This is a genomic window from Embleya sp. NPDC008237, from assembly GCF_042956465.1.
Classification (GTDB): domain Bacteria; phylum Actinomycetota; class Actinomycetes; order Streptomycetales; family Streptomycetaceae; genus Embleya.
The window spans coordinates 246,119-263,050 of the sequence record NZ_JBIBGL010000004.1 but is presented as its reverse complement, the minus strand read 5'-3'; the positions used below and the strand labels follow the sequence as shown (position 1 = coordinate 263,050).

14 protein-coding genes are annotated in these 16,932 nt (G+C 73.1%); 2 read left to right on the top strand and 12 right to left on the bottom strand.

The window, feature by feature from the left end:
• Positions 1-6 precede the first annotated feature (6 nt).
• From ACFZBU_RS11580 to ACFZBU_RS11560, 5 genes are read right to left on the bottom strand one after another with little or no spacing between them, the layout of a single operon-like run.
• Entirely contained in the window at positions 7-792 is a 786-nt protein-coding gene (locus ACFZBU_RS11580) for an ABC transporter ATP-binding protein (RefSeq protein WP_391583306.1), read from the bottom strand.
• Positions 785-1,798 (bottom strand): ABC transporter ATP-binding protein, encoded by a 1,014-nt coding sequence (locus ACFZBU_RS11575; RefSeq protein ID WP_391583305.1) that lies wholly within the window; start codon positions 1,796-1,798, stop codon positions 785-787. Before ACFZBU_RS11575 ends, ACFZBU_RS11580 begins: the two co-directional genes overlap by 8 nt.
• On the bottom strand, positions 1,795-2,688 hold the full coding sequence (locus ACFZBU_RS11570; RefSeq protein ID WP_391583304.1) for an ABC transporter permease: 894 nt from the start codon (positions 2,686-2,688) through the stop codon (positions 1,795-1,797). The genes ACFZBU_RS11575 and ACFZBU_RS11570 overlap by 4 nt, the downstream gene beginning before the upstream one ends.
• Positions 2,685-3,635 carry an ABC transporter permease gene (locus ACFZBU_RS11565; protein ID WP_391583303.1) on the bottom strand — a complete coding sequence of 317 codons (951 nt, stop codon included), beginning with the start codon at positions 3,633-3,635 and terminating at the stop codon, positions 2,685-2,687. Before ACFZBU_RS11565 ends, ACFZBU_RS11570 begins: the two co-directional genes overlap by 4 nt.
• A 5-nt stretch (positions 3,636-3,640) precedes the next feature.
• Complete coding sequence (locus ACFZBU_RS11560; RefSeq protein WP_391583302.1) at positions 3,641-5,323, bottom strand: CocE/NonD family hydrolase; 1,683 nt, start codon at positions 5,321-5,323, stop codon at positions 3,641-3,643.
• Between the two features lie 113 nt (positions 5,324-5,436).
• Between ACFZBU_RS11560 and ACFZBU_RS11555 the strand changes: the two genes are divergently transcribed.
• Positions 5,437-6,027 (top strand): TetR/AcrR family transcriptional regulator, encoded by a 591-nt coding sequence (locus tag ACFZBU_RS11555; RefSeq protein WP_391583301.1) that lies wholly within the window; start codon positions 5,437-5,439, stop codon positions 6,025-6,027.
• A gap of 90 nt (positions 6,028-6,117) precedes the next feature.
• Here the strand turns inward: ACFZBU_RS11555 and couO are convergent, their stop codons facing one another.
• The 5 genes from couO to ACFZBU_RS11530 all read right to left on the bottom strand — a co-directional run bounded on the left by couO (position 6,118) and on the right by ACFZBU_RS11530 (position 12,675).
• Positions 6,118-7,071 (bottom strand): 4-hydroxyphenyl-beta-ketoacyl-CoA hydrolase, encoded by a 954-nt coding sequence (couO, locus tag ACFZBU_RS11550; RefSeq protein ID WP_391583300.1) that lies wholly within the window; start codon positions 7,069-7,071, stop codon positions 6,118-6,120.
• 90 nt (positions 7,072-7,161) lie between these two features.
• Complete coding sequence (locus tag ACFZBU_RS11545) at positions 7,162-8,154, bottom strand: 3-hydroxyacyl-CoA dehydrogenase NAD-binding domain-containing protein (protein ID WP_391583299.1); 993 nt, start codon at positions 8,152-8,154, stop codon at positions 7,162-7,164.
• Positions 8,151-10,148, bottom strand: coding sequence for an acetoacetate--CoA ligase (locus ACFZBU_RS11540; protein WP_391583298.1), 1,998 nt, complete (start codon positions 10,146-10,148; stop codon positions 8,151-8,153). Before ACFZBU_RS11540 ends, ACFZBU_RS11545 begins: the two co-directional genes overlap by 4 nt.
• Positions 10,145-11,014 carry a crotonase/enoyl-CoA hydratase family protein gene (locus tag ACFZBU_RS11535; RefSeq protein WP_391583297.1) on the bottom strand — a complete coding sequence of 290 codons (870 nt, stop codon included), beginning with the start codon at positions 11,012-11,014 and terminating at the stop codon, positions 10,145-10,147. Before ACFZBU_RS11535 ends, ACFZBU_RS11540 begins: the two co-directional genes overlap by 4 nt.
• On the bottom strand, positions 11,011-12,675 hold the full coding sequence (locus ACFZBU_RS11530; protein WP_391583296.1) for a long-chain fatty acid--CoA ligase: 1,665 nt from the start codon (positions 12,673-12,675) through the stop codon (positions 11,011-11,013). The genes ACFZBU_RS11535 and ACFZBU_RS11530 overlap by 4 nt, the downstream gene beginning before the upstream one ends.
• A 147-nt stretch (positions 12,676-12,822) precedes the next feature.
• On the opposite strand from ACFZBU_RS11530, the gene ACFZBU_RS11525 reads away from it, so the two are divergent.
• On the top strand, positions 12,823-13,290 hold the full coding sequence (locus ACFZBU_RS11525) for a MarR family winged helix-turn-helix transcriptional regulator (protein WP_391583295.1): 468 nt from the start codon (positions 12,823-12,825) through the stop codon (positions 13,288-13,290).
• A gap of 182 nt (positions 13,291-13,472) precedes the next feature.
• Here the strand turns inward: ACFZBU_RS11525 and ACFZBU_RS11520 are convergent, their stop codons facing one another.
• Together ACFZBU_RS11520 and ACFZBU_RS11515 are read right to left on the bottom strand one after the other, a co-directional pair.
• Positions 13,473-15,008: an amidase gene (locus ACFZBU_RS11520; protein WP_391583294.1), complete on the bottom strand. Its 1,536-nt coding sequence runs from the start codon at positions 15,006-15,008 to the stop codon at positions 13,473-13,475.
• Positions 15,005-16,651 (bottom strand): ABC transporter substrate-binding protein, encoded by a 1,647-nt coding sequence (locus ACFZBU_RS11515; protein WP_391583293.1) that lies wholly within the window; start codon positions 16,649-16,651, stop codon positions 15,005-15,007. The genes ACFZBU_RS11520 and ACFZBU_RS11515 overlap by 4 nt, the downstream gene beginning before the upstream one ends.
• Positions 16,652-16,932 lie beyond the last annotated feature (281 nt).

Below are 16,932 nucleotides of genomic sequence, written 5' to 3'. Positions count from 1 at the left end.
GCGGTGTCACGCCGTATCGGGCCCGCGCCGGCGCGGTACCCATCCGGGTTTGGGGATCGAGTCGATCAGACGGCGGGTGTAGGCGTCCTCGGGCGCGCCGAGCACCCGCTCGACCGGACCGTGCTCGACGATCCGCCCGGCGCGCATCACCAACACCTCGTCGCTGACGTAGGGGACCGCACCGAGGTCGTGGGTGATGAACAGCAGTGCGGTGCCCGTGCTTTCGCGGATGCGGGCCAGCAGGTTGAGGATCTGCGCCTGGATCGACACGTCGAGTGCGGCGACGGCCTCGTCCAGGATCAGCACGCGTGGCTCTGCCGCCAGCGCGCGGGCGATCGCCACCCGTTGACGCTGGCCGCCGGACAGTTCCTTGGGCAGCGAGCGGGCCTGGCGATCGTCCACGCCGACCATGTCCAGGAGTTCCGCGACCCGGGCGCGCAGCGCCTCGCCCTCGAGCGGACGATGCAGCCCGACGGCCTCGGCCACCGCGTCCGCGACCGACTGGCGCCGGTCCAGCGACGAATACGGGTCCTGGAAGACCATCTGGATCTGCCCGGCCCGGGTCCGGCGGTCCGCGCCGCCCCTGCACCCGGGCCGGCGTTGCTCTCCCGCCACCACGATGCGTCCGCCGCTCGGCGGCTCCAGCCCGGCGATCATGCGCGCGGTGGTGGTCTTGCCGGATCCCGATTCCCCCACCACCGCGAGCGATTCGCCCGCGCCCAGGGCGAAGCCGACGCCGTCGACGGCGACGAAACCGCCGTAGACCTTGCGCAGGTCGGTGACCTCAAGCATGGCGGCCGGCCTCCTCGGGTGCGGTGGTGTGCGGGAAGTGGCATGCCGTGGTGCCGGGGCCGGCGGGGCGCGGCTCGGGGCGTTCGATGCGACACCGCTGCTCGGCCTGCGGACATCGCGGGGCGAAGGCACATCCGGGCGGTACTTCGAATCCGGACAGCGGACGTCCGCTGATCGCGCGCAGTTCGGCCCTCGGGCCGCCGACGGCGGGTCGGGAGGCGAGCAGGGCCCGGGTGTACGGGTGTGCGGTGCCTTCGTGGAGCGCTGCGGCGGGCACCTGTTCGACGGTCGATCCGGCGTACATGACGACGACGCGGTCGCATACGGCCGCCGCGAGTTCGAGGTCGTGGGTGATGAACAGCATGGCCAGGCCGCGGGCCTCGCGGGCCTCGGCGATGATCGCCATCACCTCCTCCTGGGTGGTGACGTCCAGCGCGGTGGTCGGTTCGTCGGCCAGCAACAATCGGGGTTCGGCGGCCAGGGCGGCGGCGATCATCACGCGTTGGAGGAGTCCGCCGGACAACTCCCACGGGCGTTGCCGCATGCGGCGCTCCGCGTCGGTGATGCCGACTTCGCGCAGGATGCCCGCGACCTTGCGCCGGGCGTCGGACGCGGGCATCCCGCATGCGGTGGTGAGGCCCTCGATGAGGAAGTCGCCGACGCCGCGGGCCGGATTGATGTGGGCGCGCGGGTCCTGGAACACCATCGCGACCTCGCTTGCCCGATAGGCGCGCAGCCGGGTGCGGGTCATGTCCGGGACCGACTCGCCGGCGAAGCGCAAGGTGCCGTGCACCTGCGCGCCGGGCGGCAGGAGGCGCAACACCGAACGCGCGGTGAGCGATTTCCCGGATCCCGATTCGCCGACCAGGGCGATCGCTTCGCCCTCCGCCACGGTGACGTCGGCCCGGTGCACGACGGTCCTGGGGGTGCCGTCGATTCGAAGGTCGAGGCGCAGCGCACCGATCTCCAGCAGCGGCGCGAGCGGTGGCTTCGTGGTCGGGGTCATGTGTTCTCTCCCAGCAGGCGCCGGGAGAGCCCCGATCCCAGCAGGTTGACGGCGACCACGACGACCAGCACGACCAGTCCGGTGAACAGCGACTGCTGGGGGTGGCCGGCCAGGATGCCGGAGGCGCCGTTGGACACCATGAGGCCCCATTCCGGGTCGGGCGGTTGGGCGCCGAGGCCGATGAAGGAGATCGCGGCGACGTCCAGGAGTGCGTAGCCGAAGCCGATGGTGGCCTGGACCAGGACGAGCGGGGCGAGGTTGGGCAGCAGGTGGCGGAGCCAGATGCGGCGGGTGGGGGCGCCCAGGAGTTGCAGGGCGGAGACGTACGGCAGTGCGCGTTCCTTCAGCGCCGCGGAGCGCACCACCCGGGTGGCCAGCGGAAGGTAGGCGATGGAGAGCGCGGCGACCGGGGCGACGAGCCCGGCACCGAAGACCGCCGCGGCGAGCACCGCGAGGATCAGCCCGGGGAAGCCGAAGACCACGTCCAGGAGCCCGGAGACGATCCGGTCGACCCACCCGCCGAACCAGGCCGCGGACAGCGCGAGCAGGACTCCGACCACGGTCGAGAAGGCCACCACGAGTGCCGGTGCGATCAGGGCGGCGCGGGTTCCGCAGATGATCCGGGACAGGATGTCCCGGCCGGTGTCGTCGGTGCCGAGCAGGTGGGCGCCCGACGGTTGCGCGTTGACGTCGAACGGGTCGACGGCGTTGGGGTCGTGCGGCGCGATGAAGGGTCCGATCAGGGCGAGCAGGACGAAGGCACCGAGCACGCAGGCCGCGGCCGGGGTGATGCGGTCGCCGGGCCGGGGGCGTGCGGAGGGCGGGTGCTCCGGCTCGGCCCGGGGCGCGGGGTGGGAGCCGGCCGTGCGGCCGGCCGCGGTGCTGCTCATCGGCTTCCCTTCCGTGCGGACCGCGGGTCCAGGGCCGCGCCGACCAGATCGACGAGGGTGTTGACGACCACGAAGACGACGACGAACAGCAGCGACACGGCCTGCACGACCGCGAGGTCCTGCTTGGCCGCGGCGTCGATCATCAGCGCGCCCAATCCGCCGATGCCGAAGGCCTGTTCGGCGACCGCGGTGGTGGCGATCAGACCCGCGACCCCGACGCCGGAGACGGCGAGGACCGGCCCGGACGCGTTGCGCAGCACGTGCCGGCGGATGACGACGGACTCGGGCACGCCGCGGCTGCGTGCGGTCTCGACGTGCTCGGCGCGCAGTTCGGCGCGTACGGCCGCGCGGGTGACCTGGGCGACGTAGCCGATCCACGAGACGGCGAGGGCGATGGCGGGCAGGGTCAGGTGCGCCAGGGTCCCGGTGAAGCCGCTGCCGGTGCCGTAGACCGGGAACCACGGCAGTTGCACGGCGAACACCCAGATCAGCAGCACCGCCATGATGAACGTCGGCACCGCCATCGCGCTCGCGGTCGCCGTGGTGACCAGCGCCTCGGTACGCCCGCCGCGCAGCGCGGCCAGGGTCCCGGCGGCGGTGCCGAGCACGATGACCAGGACGGCGGCGTACCCGACGAGCGCGAACGTGTCGCCCGCGCGGGAGCCGATCAGGTGGCCGACGCTGTCGCGGTAGACGAGCGACTTGCCGAAGTCGCCGTGCAGGCAACCGGAGAACCAGTGCCACCAGCCTTGCAGGAACGGGTCGTCGAGGTGGTAGTCGCGGTGGATTCGGGCGAGGACCGCCGGATCGGGCTTGCGGGCGCCGCCGACGAGCAGGGTGGCCGGGTCGCCCGGGGCGAGCATGAGGGCGCCGTGGATGGCCAGGCCGGCGATCACGACGGTGACGGCGAGCGTGGCGATGCGGCCGGCGACGAAGGACGGCGACATGGCGCTCACTCGCCGTCCGGGTCGGTGCCGGGGGCCGGCGGCAGCACGGTCAGGCGCAGCCGGGACGGGTACGCGGGCCCGGTGCGCAGGGTCTGGACGCCGGCCTTGGGCGCGGTGGTCAGCCACGGGTTCTCGGTGGTGCCGGAGTTGGGCAGGTGGTTGGGGAAGTCGCTGCCGGCGACCATCAGGGCGAGCCGGTGCCCGGGGCGCAACCGGTAGCCGGTGTGGCCGAGTTCGATCTCGTGCGCGCCGGCGGCGTCCGCCTGGGCGCAGCCGCGCAGCACGAGCCGGGCGGTGCCGTCGGGGGCGAGGTCCAGGAGCCGGACGAACAGGTCGTGGGTGGGGGTGGTGCTCTCGGTGTGCAGGACGGCGTGCACCGGGCCGGCCAGGTCGAGCGGGCCGGCTGCTGCGGGGCCGGTGAAGACCAGCACGTCGTCCCGGTCGGCGGTGGCGCTTTCGTCCGGGTGGTCGTGCAGCAGCATGAAGGTGTTGGCGACCGCGGACGGTACGAGGTGGTCGGGGTCGTACCGCCAGGTCACCGATTCCGGCCCCGATGCCGGGAGTTCGTCGAGCGTGCCGCCCGGGAGCGGGCCGGTCGCGGCGTGCGGCGTGCCGAGGTACCAGTCGCGGGCGACGGCCTCCGACGGCGGCCAGGTGCTCGCGACGCGCGAGCCGGCGTGGCCGAGCTTCCAGCGCACGCGGGGCAGCGTGTCGGGGTGGGCGGTGCCCTTGAGGAAGACGTCGAAGAAGTCGAGGGCCGGTCCGGTGTACGCGTCGAGCAGCCTGGTCAGGGCGTCTTCGTCGGTCATGTGGTCGTTCGCCGGGCCGACCGGGGCGTTCTCCAGGAAGTAGTTCTCGTGGTCGATCGCGTCTGCGTCGAGGTACTGCACGGCGGCCCAGCCGGGACGCTTGGCCAGTTCGGTGTAGTCGTGCATGTGCGCGATGCCGAGGTTGTCGAACCAGCCGACGCAGTGCAGCACCGGGACGGGGCGCGCGTCGTAGGGGTGGGGCCCGTTGTAGGCGGGCAGTTCGATGTCGCCGACGATGAGGTCGAAGCCCGCCGAACGTTTGCCGATCGCCGCGAAGGCTTCCTCGTAGGCGGCGATCAGGGGTCGTTTGCTCAGGTCGGGTTCGAAGTCGTAGGTGGCGTTGTCGATCCAGATGTGCGCCTGGTAGTCCGCGCCTTCGAGCCACACCGGCTGCCGGGCGGCGGCGTAGGCGGCCGTGCCGGGGACGATGTTCGTGGAGGTGACGCGCGGGACGATGGCGCGCAGCGCGGGGTGTTGGCTGGAGACGGCGGACCACTGGGTGAACCCGTAGTAGGAGTCGCCGAACATGCCGACGATGCCGTCGGACCAGGGTTGGCGGGTGATCCAGTCGAGCGTGTCGTAGCCGTCGTCGACCTCCCCGGTCCAGCCGAGGGTGTGGCCCTGGGAGCGGAACTTGCCGCGGACGTCCTGGACGACCATGACGTAGCCGCGGGTGGTGAAGCGTTCGGCGACGTTCTCGAAGAAGACGTAGCGGCTGTTCTTGTCGTACGGCAGGCGCACGAGCACGGTCGGCGCGGGGGCCGATCCGGCGCGGTACACGTCGGTGGCCAGTCGTACGCCGTCGCGCATGCGCACCATGTGCTGCTGTGCGTGATCGGGAACGGGTTGGGCCGCGACGCGTTCGAAGGCAAGGCTCATGAGCACTCCAACGCGGGGGAAAGCACGCGAGAACACGTGGAAAACGCTGTGATATAACAGCGTTGCATCACGCGAAGTTCCACGTCAAGCCCCCTCTGAGCTAGGTTGCCCTCATGCCGATCGACGTCGACGAAGTCCAGCGCCGCAAGGCCATCGCCAAGGCGACGCTCACCGTCGCCGCGCGGGACGGGGCCCGCGCGGTGACCATCCGCGCGGTCGCCAGGGAACTCGGCGGCTCCACCGCGATGGTCACCAACTACGTGCCCACCCGGATCGCCCTGATCACCAACGCCGTCGCGGCGGCCGAGTCCCGATGGAACGGCGAACTGGAGGAGCACGTCGACGGCCTCGACGGCCGGGAGCGACTGCACGCGACCGTCGCCTGGAACCTCACGACCGACCCGGACGACCTGCAACTGCGCCGCCTGTGGGTGGAGATGTTGTCGTCCGTGCAGAGCGGCGCCGAATCCGCAGACGCCGCGCAGACCCGCGAACCCGCGGCCACCCGCCGAGAACTCCTCGACGCCGTCACCGCCGCGGGCGTCGCCGACCCCGAACTCGCCGCCGACCTGCTCTTCCTGCTCGTGCGCGGCTACTTCATCTCCACCGTCGAGGACCCCGAACCGTGGACGCCCGAGCGCGTGGCGCGGGTCGCGAACGCGATCGTGGACATGCTCACGCGCAGGCCCGCCGGCACCGACTGAGCACCCCGGAAACGGCGCGGCGCGCACGGGGCCGGGTTGCGGAACCTGCGGGGCCTGCGCCGGTCGACGGCTCGGCGCGGGTGAATACACCTAGACGCGGCGGGCGTTCGTGTCGTCGGTGTCGGTGTCGGTGTCGGTGGCGGTGGCGGTGGCGTTTTCGGTGGCGGTGGCGGTGGTGGGGGCCAGGCCGAGGACGCGGATCGCGTTCTCCTTGAGGATCAGCGGCCGTACCTCGTCCTTGATGTCCAGTCGCGCGAAGTCGGCGAGCCAGCGTTCGGGCGTGATGACCGGATAGTCGGAGCCGAACAGCACCTTGTGGCGCAACATCGAGTTCGCGGCGCGCACCAGCTGCGGCGGGAAGTACTTCGGCGACCAGCCGGACAGGTCGATGTACACGTTGGCCTTGTGCGTCGCGATCGAGATCGCCTCGTCCTGCCACGGCACCGACGGATGGGCGAGGATGATCGTCAACTCGGGGAAGTCCGCCGCGACGTCGTCGATCAACATCGGGTTCGAATGCCGCAGCTTGATGCCGCGCCCGCCCGGCAGGCCCGCGCCGATGCCGGTCTGCCCGGTGTGGAAGAGCGCGGGTACGCCGGCCTCGGCGAGTGCCTCGTACAGCGGGTAGAAACGCGTGTCGTTCGGGTCGAACCCCTGGAGGCTGGGGTGGAACTTGAAGCCGCGGACGCCGTGTCGCGTGATCAGGCGGCGGGCGCGGGCGACGGCGGCCCGGCCGCCGTGCGGGTCGACCGAGCCGAACGGGACGAGGATGTCGGCATGCGCCGCGGCGGCGTCGGCGATCTCCTCGCTGGACAGCGCCGGATGGCCGGTCGCGGCACTCGCGTCGACGGTGAAGACGACCGCGGCGGTGCGGCGGGCGCGGTAGTGCGCGGCGATGCGTTCCAGGGTCGGGGTGCGGTCCTGGTCGGCCTTGAAGTAGGCGGCGGAGGCGTCGAGCAGTTCGCGGTCGAGAGCGAAACAGCCGTGGCCGTCCTGTTCGACGTGCACGTGCATGTCGACGGCGTCGATGGTGGTCGGGTCCATGGTGGTTCCCTGGGATGCGAGGCGGGTGGGACGGGTGACGGGATGTGCCGGCGGCGGACGAGGCCGGTTGCGGCCGGTTGCGGCCGGGCGTCAGGGCAGGTCGGCGTCGGCCTTCGCGGCGAGCAGCACGTGCAGCAGTGCGTCGCGGCGGGCCGCGAGCGCGGTGTGGTCGATCCCGGCGAGCGCCTCGTCCACGCCGGCCACGAGCTTGGCGGTCAATTCGGGGGTGAGCGACGGGTCGCCGAGGTCGCGCCACCACGCCTCGGTCGGCGGTCCGAGGTGCGCCAGGACGTGCGCGATGCCGCCCGCCCCGCCGGACAGGTGCTGGTTGGCGAACGGTCCCAGGATCGCCCAGCGCAGGCCGGGCCCGTACGCGATCGCGGTGTCGATGTCGGCCACCGTCGCCACACCCCGGTCGACCAGCGAGTACGCCTCCCGCCACAGCGCCGCCTGGAGCCGGTTGGCCAGGTGACCGGGCAACTCGCGGCGGACCCGGATCGGCTTCTTGCCGACCGCCGTGTAGAACGCGAGCGCGGTGTCGACCGCGTGCTCGGCGGTGAGCTCCCCGGGCACGACCTCGACGAGCGGGATCAGGTGCGGCGGGTTGAACGGGTGGCCCACGAGCACGCGTTCGGGGTGGGCGGCGCAGTCGCGGGCGATCACCGTGGCCGCCATGCCGGACGAACTGCTGGCCAGGACGACCCCCGGACGCGCCGCCGCGTCGAGGCGGGCGAACAGCGCGCGCTTGACGTCCTCGCGTTCGGGGCCGTTCTCCTGGACGAAGTCGGCCGCGGCGGCGGCCTCGGCGGCATCCGCGGTGAACGTCAACCGGTCGGGCCGGGCGGCGTGTGCCGAGTCGGTACCGGCCGGGGTCGGCCGGAGCGCGGCGACGTCGGCGCGCAGCCGCTCCTCGGCACCCGGGGCCGGGTCGGTGGCGATCACGTCCAGCCCGCGGGCCAGGAAGTGCGCGGCCCAACTCGCCCCGATCACGCCGGTGCCGACGATCGCGACGCGGGCGATGCCGGCGTACGGCGTCGCGGCGCCCGCGGCGGCGTCCGACTCGTGGTCGGTGTCCGTGCTCACGGGTTTCTCCGTTCTGCGGCGAGGGCGAGGAAGGCGTCGAGCGCGGTCGGGTCGGCGAGGGTGTCCGGCCCGAGGACGTCGGCGATGTCCGCGCCCAGCAGGATGCGCTTGACCGGCAGTTCGAGCTTCTTGCCGGTGCGGTTGCGCGGCACGGCCGCGACGGCGATGACGGCGTCGGGAACGTGTCGCGGCGAGAGCGCGCCGCGCAGTTCCCGGACGATGCGCTCGTGCAGTTCCGCGCCGAGTCCCTCCCCCGACGCGGGAACGACGAACAGCAGCAACTCCCCGTTGCCGCCCGCCGCGTCCTCCAGGTGCACGACGAGGCTGTCCGCGACCTCCGGGATCTCCTCGACGACCCGGTAGAACTCGGCGGTGCCCAGCCGCACGCCGCCGCGGTTGAGCGTGGCGTCCGAGCGCCCGGCGATCACGCAGCTCCCGGTCTCGGCGAAGCGCGCCCAGTCCCCGTGCCGCCACACGCCCGGGTAGGTGTCGAAGTAGGCCGCGCGGTAGCGGGAGCCGTCGGTGTCGCCCCAGAAGCCGACGGGCATCGACGGCATGGGCACGGTGATGACGAGTTCGCCGAGTTCGCCGACGACCTCCCTGCCGTCCGCGTCGAACGCGGCCGCGGCGACCCCGAGCGCCGGTCCGGAGATCTCGCCGGCCCGCACCGGCTGCCACGGACCGCCCTGGACGATGCCGCTGCACACGTCCGTCCCACCGCTGCCGACGTTGAGCAGCACTCGGTCGCCGAACTGCTCGTGGACCCAGCGGTAGCCCTCCGGCGGCAGCGGGCTCCCGGCGGCGCCGATCTGGCGCAGCGCGGCGAGGTCGTGCGCGCGGCCCGGGTTCAGTCCGGCGCGGCGGCAGGCCATGAGGTAGCCGGGGCTGGCGCCCAGCAGCGTCGCCTCGGTCTCGGCGGCGATGCGCCATTGCGCGTCGAGGTCGGGGTACAGCGGATTGCCGTCGAGCAGCACCGGGCACGCGCCGACGAGCAGGCCGGACACCAGCGCGTTCCACATCATCCACGCGGTGGTGGTGAACCACACCATGCGGTCGCCCGGGGTCAGATCCCAGCTCAGTGCGTGGTTCTTGAGGTGTTCGAGCAGGATGCCGCCGTGGCCGTGCACGATCGCCTTGGGGCGGCCGGTGGTGCCGGACGAGAAGAGTACGTACAGCGGATGGTCGAACGGCACGGGGTCGGTGTCCGCGCTGCCTGGCTCGGCGAGCAGTTCGTCCCACCCGAGGGTGTCGGGCACGGTGCCGGAGCCGTAGGGGACGCAGACCACCGTGCGCAGCGTCGGCAGTGCGGCGCGGATCTCCGCGACGGTCGCGCGGCGGTCGACGTGCTTGTCGCCGTACCGGTAGCCGGGCACGGTGAGCAGCACCGCGGGTTCGATCTGGGCGAATCGGTCGACCACGCTGCGCGCGCCGAACTCCGGTGCGCAGCTTGCCCATACGGCGCCCAGGCTCGCGGTGGCGAGGAACGCGACGACGGTCTCGGGGATGTTGGGCAGGTAGGCCGCGACCCGGTCGCCCCGGCCGACGCCCAGGCGGCGCAGTCCCGCGCGGGCGCGGCCCACCCGGTCGCGCAGCTCGGCCCGGCTCAGCTCGACGCGGTCGCGGGTCTGCGAGTACGCGATGAGCGCGGGCGTCGAGTCGTCGACGCCGGCGCCGTGCAGGGCGTGCCGGGCGTAGTTGAGGGTGGCGCCCGGGAACCAGCGGGCGCCGGGCATGCCGTGGTCGGGGAGCACGGCGTGTTCGGGGCCGGCGAATCGGACCCGGAAGAAGTCCCGGACGGAGGTCCAGAATTCCTCGGGCCGGGTGATCGACCAGCGGTGCAACTCGCGGTAGTCGGCGAAGGACTCGCCCCGGGCGGCCTCGACGTGGCGCACGAAGCGGCCCAGTTCGGTGGTGTCGAGCACGTCCGCGGCGGGTGCGCGCAACAATTCGGGCGCGTCCTGCCGGGTGGTGCCGGGGGTTGCGGGGGTGGTCACGAGCGGCCGACCTTTCCGGCGCGGCCGGCGAGGAAGGCGCGCATGCGGGTCTTGGCCTCGTCGCTGCCGGAGGCGACGGCCGCCATGAGCGATTCGAGCAGGTAGCCCTCGTCGGGGCCGGCCTCCGCGATCCGGGGCAGCGCCTGGAGGACGGCGAAGTTGGTGATGGCCGCGTTGTCGGCGATGCGTCGGGCGAGTTCGAGGGCGCGGCCGAGGCCCTCGCCGGCGCCGGTCAGGTATTGCGACAGGCCGAGGGCCTGGCCGTCGGCGGCGTCGACGACGCGGCCGGTGAGCATCATGTCGGTCATGCGGTGCACGCCGATCAGCCGCGGGACGCGCACCGACGCGCCGCCGCCGACGAACAGGCCGCGTTGTCCTTCGGGCAGTGCGTAGAAGGTGCTCGGTTCGGCGACCCGGATGTGCGCGGCGCACGCCAGTTCGAGACCGCCGCCGACGACCGCGCCCTTGAGGACCGCCACGACGGGCACGTCGCCGCGTTCGATGCGCTCGAAGGCACGGTGCCACATGCGCGAGTGCCGCAGTCCGGCGAGCGTGTCGCTCTCGGTGAGTTCGGACAGGTCCAGTCCGGCGCAGAAGTGCTCGCCCTCGGCGTCCAGGACGACGGCGCGCACGTCCGGCGGGGGCGCCGCGAAGAACGCTTCCAGGCCCAGGACCGTCGCGTCGTCGAGGGCGTTGCGCTTGGCCGGGCGGGACAGGCGCAGGACCGCGACGGGGCCGTGCCGCTCGACGTGCAGGGACGACGGCAGCGCGGGCGGCGGAGGGAGGGGCGTCGCGGCGGATGTGGCCGTGGCCGCGGTCGGCGGGCCCTCGGGGGCGGGGACGGTGTGGACGGCGGGGCGGGTCATGCGGAGGTTCCTTCCACGTCGGCGAATTCCGTGGCCGCTCGGGCGCGCAGCTCGACGCGGCGGATCTTGCCGGTGGCGTTGGCGGGGAGTGCGGTCACGAAGACGACGTACTTGGGGATCTTGAAGCGGGCCAGGTGTGCCTCCAGGTGGGAGCGCACGCCGGACTCGTCGAGGGCGATGCCCTCGCGCGGTTGGATGTAGGCGGCGCCGACCTCGCCCCAGCGGGCGTCGGGGACGCCGACGACGGCGGCGTGGGCGACCGCGTCGAGCCGGAGCAGCACGGCTTCGACCTCGGCGGGGTACACGTTCTCGCCGCCGGAGATGATCAGGTCCTTGACCCGGTCGGTGACCGATGCCCAGCCGTCGGAGTCGACGCTGAGCAGGTCGCCGGTGCGAAACCATCCGTCGACGAACGCGTCGACGGAGTCGGCGGGCCGGTTCCAGTAGCCGGAGAAGACGTGCGGGCCGCGGACGAGCAACTCGCCGGGCGGGCCGGCGACGGTGGTGGGGCGGTCGGCGCGGAGCATGGCGACGTCGGTGAAGAAGTGCGGGACGCCGACCGACACGGGGCGCTCGGCGGCGCCGGAGGCGGGCGCCATGTACACGCCCGGCGCGGCCTCGGTCATGCCGTAGCCCTGGTGGAGGCGCACGCCGCGGTCGAGCCACGCGCGGGCGACGCGCTCCTGGACCGGCGAGCCGCCGTAGACGACGCCGGTCAGCGATCCCAGGTCGACGTCCGCCCACCGCGGGTGTTCGCACATCATGCGCAGCATCGTGGGCACCGCGGAGAAGGCGGTGATCCGGGCCCGCTCGATGCGGTCGAGGATCGCGCCCGCGTCGAATCTGGGGACCGGTTCCACGCTGCCGCCCTTGAAGAACGTCGGCAGGGTGACCTGGCCGAGCCCGGTGGCGTGGAACAGCGGCGAGATGCACAGCGTGCGTTCGTCCTGCCCGATGTCGAGGTGCGCGAGCTGGTTGACCGTGTTCCAGGTCAGGTTGGCGTGGCTGAGCACGGCGGCCTTGGGCCGGCCGGTCGTGCCGGAGGTGTAGAGCAGGACGGCCGGGTCGTCGAGGTCGACGGCGGGCGGTGCGTCGAGCGGGGGGCCGGCGGCGATCGCGGCGGCCAGGCCGGTCGGGCGGGCGGGGGCCGGGTCGGCCGGGTCTGCGGAGTGCGTCGGTTCGGCCGGTCGTGCCGGGTCCGCCGGTCCTGCGGGGGCTGCCGGTTCTGCCGGCCCTGCCGGTTCTGCCGGGATGAGGATGCGCAGTGTGCCGGGCAGCGGCGCCGCGGCGGCCAGGAGTGCGTCGGCGTCCGGGCTGTGGACGAGCACGGCCGCCCCCGAATCCGCCAGCATGTAGCGGATTTCCGCGCCGGAGAGCCGGAAGTTCAGCGGCACGGCGATGGCGCCGAGCAGCCACGTGGCGAAGAACGTCTCGAACGTGCTCGCGGCGTTGACGCCGAGGTAGGCCACGCGGTCCCCGGGGCGCACCCCGCGCTCGGCCAGGTGTCCCGCCAGACGTGCCGTGCGGTCGGCGAGGGCGGCGTACGTGAGGGTGCGGCCGGCCTCGACGAGTGCCGTGCGTTCCGGGGAGATCCGGGCACGGCGGGCGGGCCACGTGCCGAGACCGAAGTTGGCGCGGGTGCCCTCGGCTGTGGTGTTCATGGATGGGTCCTCCACGTCGAGGCAATGACAGGAATCCTTATATCAAGATTCCGTGCAATGGTCACCGGTGCGGGACGCGCGTCCCGGCATGCGAGACTCGGGGCGCACACGGCGGGACCACGGAACGAGGAGCGAGGAGTGGGGCGTATGGCGGCGCGGGCCACGGGGGACGACGCACCGGGCGAGGCCGCTCCGTTGTTGCTGTACGCGGTCAAGCAGGTCGAACTCGCGGTGCGCGCGCACCTGGACGAACTGCTGCGCCCGGCGGGCATCACCGCCCTGCAGTACACCGCGCTCACCGTGCTCGACCGTCGCGACGGCCTGACCAGCGCCGAACTCGCCCGCAACTCGTTCGTGACCCCGCAGGCGATGCGGGATCTGGTCACCGCCCTGGAGAAGCGCGGCCTGATCGCCCGCCGCCACGACCCCGCGCACCGCCGCCGCCTGCTCATCGCCCTCACCCCGGCCGGACAGGCGCTCCTGGCGCAGACCCGGGACGAGGTCGGCGCACTGGAGGAGCGCATGCTCGACGGTCTCTCGGAGGCCGAGCGCCGGGCGTTCCGCGACTACCTCAACCGGGCCCGGACCGCGCTTGCGGGGGGCCCGGCGCAGTAGGCGGGCGGTGGGCGGGACCGTCCGGCGTCGGGCGGGCGACCCGTCCGGCGGCCGGAAGGCCCCGGCGGCCGCGGACCGCCGGGGCGCGTCCGGGCGACCGGCCCGCACGGGCCGAGTCCCGCGCGGGCGATGGGCCCGGTGGGACGGTTCGACCCCGCCCCACCGGCCGTGCGATCGCGGCGTCAGGCGGGCAGGATCGCCGGACGCACCCGCGGCGTCCGGGCCTCGATCGCGGCCGCGGCGTCGAGCAGCAGGTCCTCGCGGAACCGCCCGCCGATCAGCTGCACGCCCGAGGGCAGCCCGTCGGCGACGCCGGTCGGGACCGCGAGCGCCGGGAAGCCCAGCACCGGAACGGCCTGCAACGGCCACTGCGCGGCCACGACTTCGCGCATCCGCGCGTCGCCCACCAGGTCGGCGTCCTGCTCCAGCGGCGGCTCCGCCGAGACCGGGGTGAGCAGGATGCGGTCCCCACCGAGGTACTCCTGCAACCGGGTGACGAGCGTGCCGCGGCGCGCATAGCCCCGGATGTAGGTGGCCAGGTCCGGCTGTTCTCCCCAGATCGCGGCGGCGGCGCGGAACGTCGATGCCAGCGAATCCCGCACGCCCGCGTCGCCGAACCGCTCGATCTCCGGCAGCATCGTGCGCAGTTCCTCGAACAGCAGCAGCGACCACAGGCGCGCGGCCTCGGCGAGCAACGGCAGTTCGACCTCCTCGACCCGGTATCCGGCCTCGGCGAGCACCCGCGAGGCCGTGTCGATCGCCGCGTTCACGGCCGGCTGCGGCTTGGCGATGCCGACGTCGCGCACCACCGCGACCGTGACCGGACCCGCCGCTGCGCCTTTCGGCAACAGCGTCGGGATCCCGACCGGATCGCGCAGGTCCGGCGTGGCCATGACGTGCATCGCGGCCCGCAGGTCGGCGACCGTCCAGGCCATCGGGCCGTGCACGGCCATCGTCTGGAACGACATCGGGCTGTCGAACTCGACCTCGCCGGCCGGCTCCCACGCGGACACCAGGCCGACCGTCGGACGAATCCCCACCGCGCCGCAGCAGTACGCCGGGTAGCGGATCGACCCGCCGATGTCGTTGCCCTGGGCGATCGGCACCATCCCGGCGGCGAGTGCGGCGGCGGCTCCGCCCGAGGACCCGCCGGGGGTGCGGCCGTGGTCCCACGGGTTCAGCGTCCGTCCGTGCAGGTCGTTCCGGGTGAACCAACGCACGGCGAACGCGGGGCTGTTGCTGCGGCCCAGGAGCACCGCGCCCGCCTCCCGCAACGCCGCCACGCACGCCGCGTCCTCGGATGCGACGAGGCCGGACCACGCGGGGATGCCGTGCGAGGAGGCGTACCCGCGCTGGGAGGTGTTGATCTTCGTGGCGGTCGGGACGCCGTGCAGGGGGCCGAGCGGGCCGCCGGCCGCGACGGCGCGGTCGGCCGCGTGCGCCTGCGCCAGGACCTCGTCGGGGCGGATGTCGACGAGAGCGTTGACCACCGGGTTGACCGCTTCGATCCGGCCGAGGAACGCCTCGGCGACCTCGACGGCGGTGAACTCGCGGGCGCGGATCCCGGCGGCCAGGTCGATCGCGGGGCGGTTCCACAGGGCGTCGGCGTCGGCGCCCGTGCGGGTCGGCGCCGCGGCCGGCGTCCCGGCGGGCTCGGCGGAGTCTGCGAAGTTCGTCATCGTGTGCGCGTCCAGGGGTGCGGGGATGGATGGGGTCATGACGCGGTGCCGCCGAGGTACGCCGCCCACGGCATGTTCATGTACGCGAACGACGCGGGCGCGCCGCTGATGCGCTTGTTCATGAACATCCGCTCGTGCGGGGCGACGAGGTAGATCACCGGCAGGGACGGGGTGTAGGCGGCCTGGGCCCGGGCGAACGCCCCGGCGGCCTCCGAGGGGTCGGCGGCGGTGCGGGCCTGGTCGAGGAGGCGGGTCGCCTCCGGGTTGCGGTAGTCGGTCCAGTTGAACAGGGCACCCTCGTCGACCATGTCGGCGACGTAGGAGGGGGCGTCGGGGGCCGCGACGTAACCGAAGGTGACGACGAGGTCGAGGCCGTTGCGGATCGACGGATCGTAGAACAGCGAGGACATCTCGGTCGGCTGCAACTGCCGGATCTCGATGTCGACGCCGATCTTCTTCGCCGCAGCCTGGAGGAAGGTGACGATTTGGAGGTCCCGCTGGTCACCCGCGGGTATCGCGGTCACCAGCGGGCGCTTCGGCGCGCCGACCTCGGCGACGAGTTGCCGGGCACGTTCGAGGTCCGGCCCGGCGATCGCCGGAAGGGCATCGTACGCGGCGTTCAACTGCGCCGCGGCCGGGTCGCCCGCCCAGGTCGGCGGCGGGGTGAGGGACTTGAGCAGTGTGGCGTCGCCGCCGAAGGCGTTCTTGATCAGCGCGTTGCGGTCGACGGCCAGGGACAGCGCGTCCAGCAGGCGACGGTCGGCCGCGGGTGTCTGCGGATTGCCGGGGACCAGCATCACGTTCTGCGTCGCGGGACCGAGGTGGATGCTCCCGTTGTTCGCCTTGGCGAGTGCCGCGGCGCTGCCGGGCGGGAGTTCGTACACCCCGTCGATCTCGCCGGACAGGAGGGCGCCGGTCAACGTGTTCCCGTTCGTCACGAAACGGAAGACGACCCGGGCGGCCTTGGGCCTGAGCCGCGCGTCCCAGTAGGCGTCGTTGCGCGTGATCGTGATGCTGTCGCCGGACTTCCAGGACGCGAGCTTGAACGGGCCGGAGCACATGACGCCGCCGGTGGGGGTGCCGTAGCCGGCGCCGGCCTTCGCGGCGAAGGTCTCCTGGACGACCGCGCCGAAGGGGGTCACCAGGGCCTTGAACAGGCCCTCGTCATGAGCCTTGGTGCGCAGCGTGACCTGGTGCGGGCCGGTGGCCTCGATGGCGGTGACCTGGGCGAGGGCGCTCCCGTAGATGCCCTGCGTGTTCGGGTCGGTCTGGCGCCGGAGGCTGTACACGACGTCCCGGGGGGTGAGCGGCGTGCCGTCCCAGAACGTCACCCCCGGGCGCAGGTCGAGCACGAGGTTGTGTTCGTCCGCCCAGGTGGCCTTCTCGGCCAGACCGGGGCCGATGGAGAAGTCCGGGGCCATCCGCAGCAGCGTGTCGCAGAGGTTCGCGACCACCGTCTGCGGCGAGTAGTCGCCGACCTTGGCGGGATCCAGGGTGGTCGGCTCGCCCATCGGCAGCGCCCAGGTCACGCGGTCGAGGGCACCGGCGCCGGGCGGCGTGGTGCTGCTCAACGAGGCACCGGACGACGGCCTCGCACCGCTGCCGGACCCCGCCGAACAGGCCGTGCCGGCGGCCAGCGAGGCACTCACCAGCAGGGCGAGCGCCTGTCTTCTTGCAGCCATGGCCGAAGCTCCTTGCGATGAAGAGGGTTGCCGGCACGCGCTCCGCCGGGCCCGGAGCGGCGGCACGACGCCGTAATAAACGAACGTCATATAACGTTGTTTCATCACGTAGGCTTCCACCCGATGAACACGGCCGTCAACCCCTCACCCACCCCGACCCGCCTCCGAGCCCTTCCCCCGGCCGCCCGACGGCCCATCCGGACAGCCTTCGCGCCCGCGCGGCGGTGACGGCGGCAACGGCGATGGCGGTGGTGGCGGAGCGGGGCCGTCCTGCCCACCCC

Excerpts from the sequence above, each read along its gene's own strand:
- ACFZBU_RS11520 (WP_391583294.1), bottom strand. The coding sequence starts at position 15,008 with ATGACCCCATCCATCCCCGCACCCCTGGACGCGCACACGATGACGAAC.
- ACFZBU_RS11570 (WP_391583304.1), bottom strand. The coding sequence starts at position 2,688 with ATGAGCAGCACCGCGGCCGGCCGCACGGCCGGCTCCCACCCCGCGCCC.
- ACFZBU_RS11530 (WP_391583296.1), bottom strand. The coding sequence starts at position 12,675 with ATGAACACCACAGCCGAGGGCACCCGCGCCAACTTCGGTCTCGGCACG.
- ACFZBU_RS11515 (WP_391583293.1), bottom strand. The coding sequence starts at position 16,651 with ATGGCTGCAAGAAGACAGGCGCTCGCCCTGCTGGTGAGTGCCTCGCTG.
- ACFZBU_RS11525 (WP_391583295.1), top strand. The coding sequence starts at position 12,823 with ATGGCGGCGCGGGCCACGGGGGACGACGCACCGGGCGAGGCCGCTCCG.
- ACFZBU_RS11575 (WP_391583305.1), bottom strand. The coding sequence starts at position 1,798 with ATGACCCCGACCACGAAGCCACCGCTCGCGCCGCTGCTGGAGATCGGT.
- ACFZBU_RS11535 (WP_391583297.1), bottom strand. The coding sequence starts at position 11,014 with ATGACCCGCCCCGCCGTCCACACCGTCCCCGCCCCCGAGGGCCCGCCG.
- ACFZBU_RS11560 (WP_391583302.1), bottom strand. The coding sequence starts at position 5,323 with ATGAGCCTTGCCTTCGAACGCGTCGCGGCCCAACCCGTTCCCGATCAC.
- ACFZBU_RS11555 (WP_391583301.1), top strand. The coding sequence starts at position 5,437 with ATGCCGATCGACGTCGACGAAGTCCAGCGCCGCAAGGCCATCGCCAAG.
- ACFZBU_RS11580 (WP_391583306.1), bottom strand. The coding sequence starts at position 792 with ATGCTTGAGGTCACCGACCTGCGCAAGGTCTACGGCGGTTTCGTCGCC.
- ACFZBU_RS11565 (WP_391583303.1), bottom strand. The coding sequence starts at position 3,635 with ATGTCGCCGTCCTTCGTCGCCGGCCGCATCGCCACGCTCGCCGTCACC.
- couO (WP_391583300.1), bottom strand. The coding sequence starts at position 7,071 with ATGGACCCGACCACCATCGACGCCGTCGACATGCACGTGCACGTCGAA.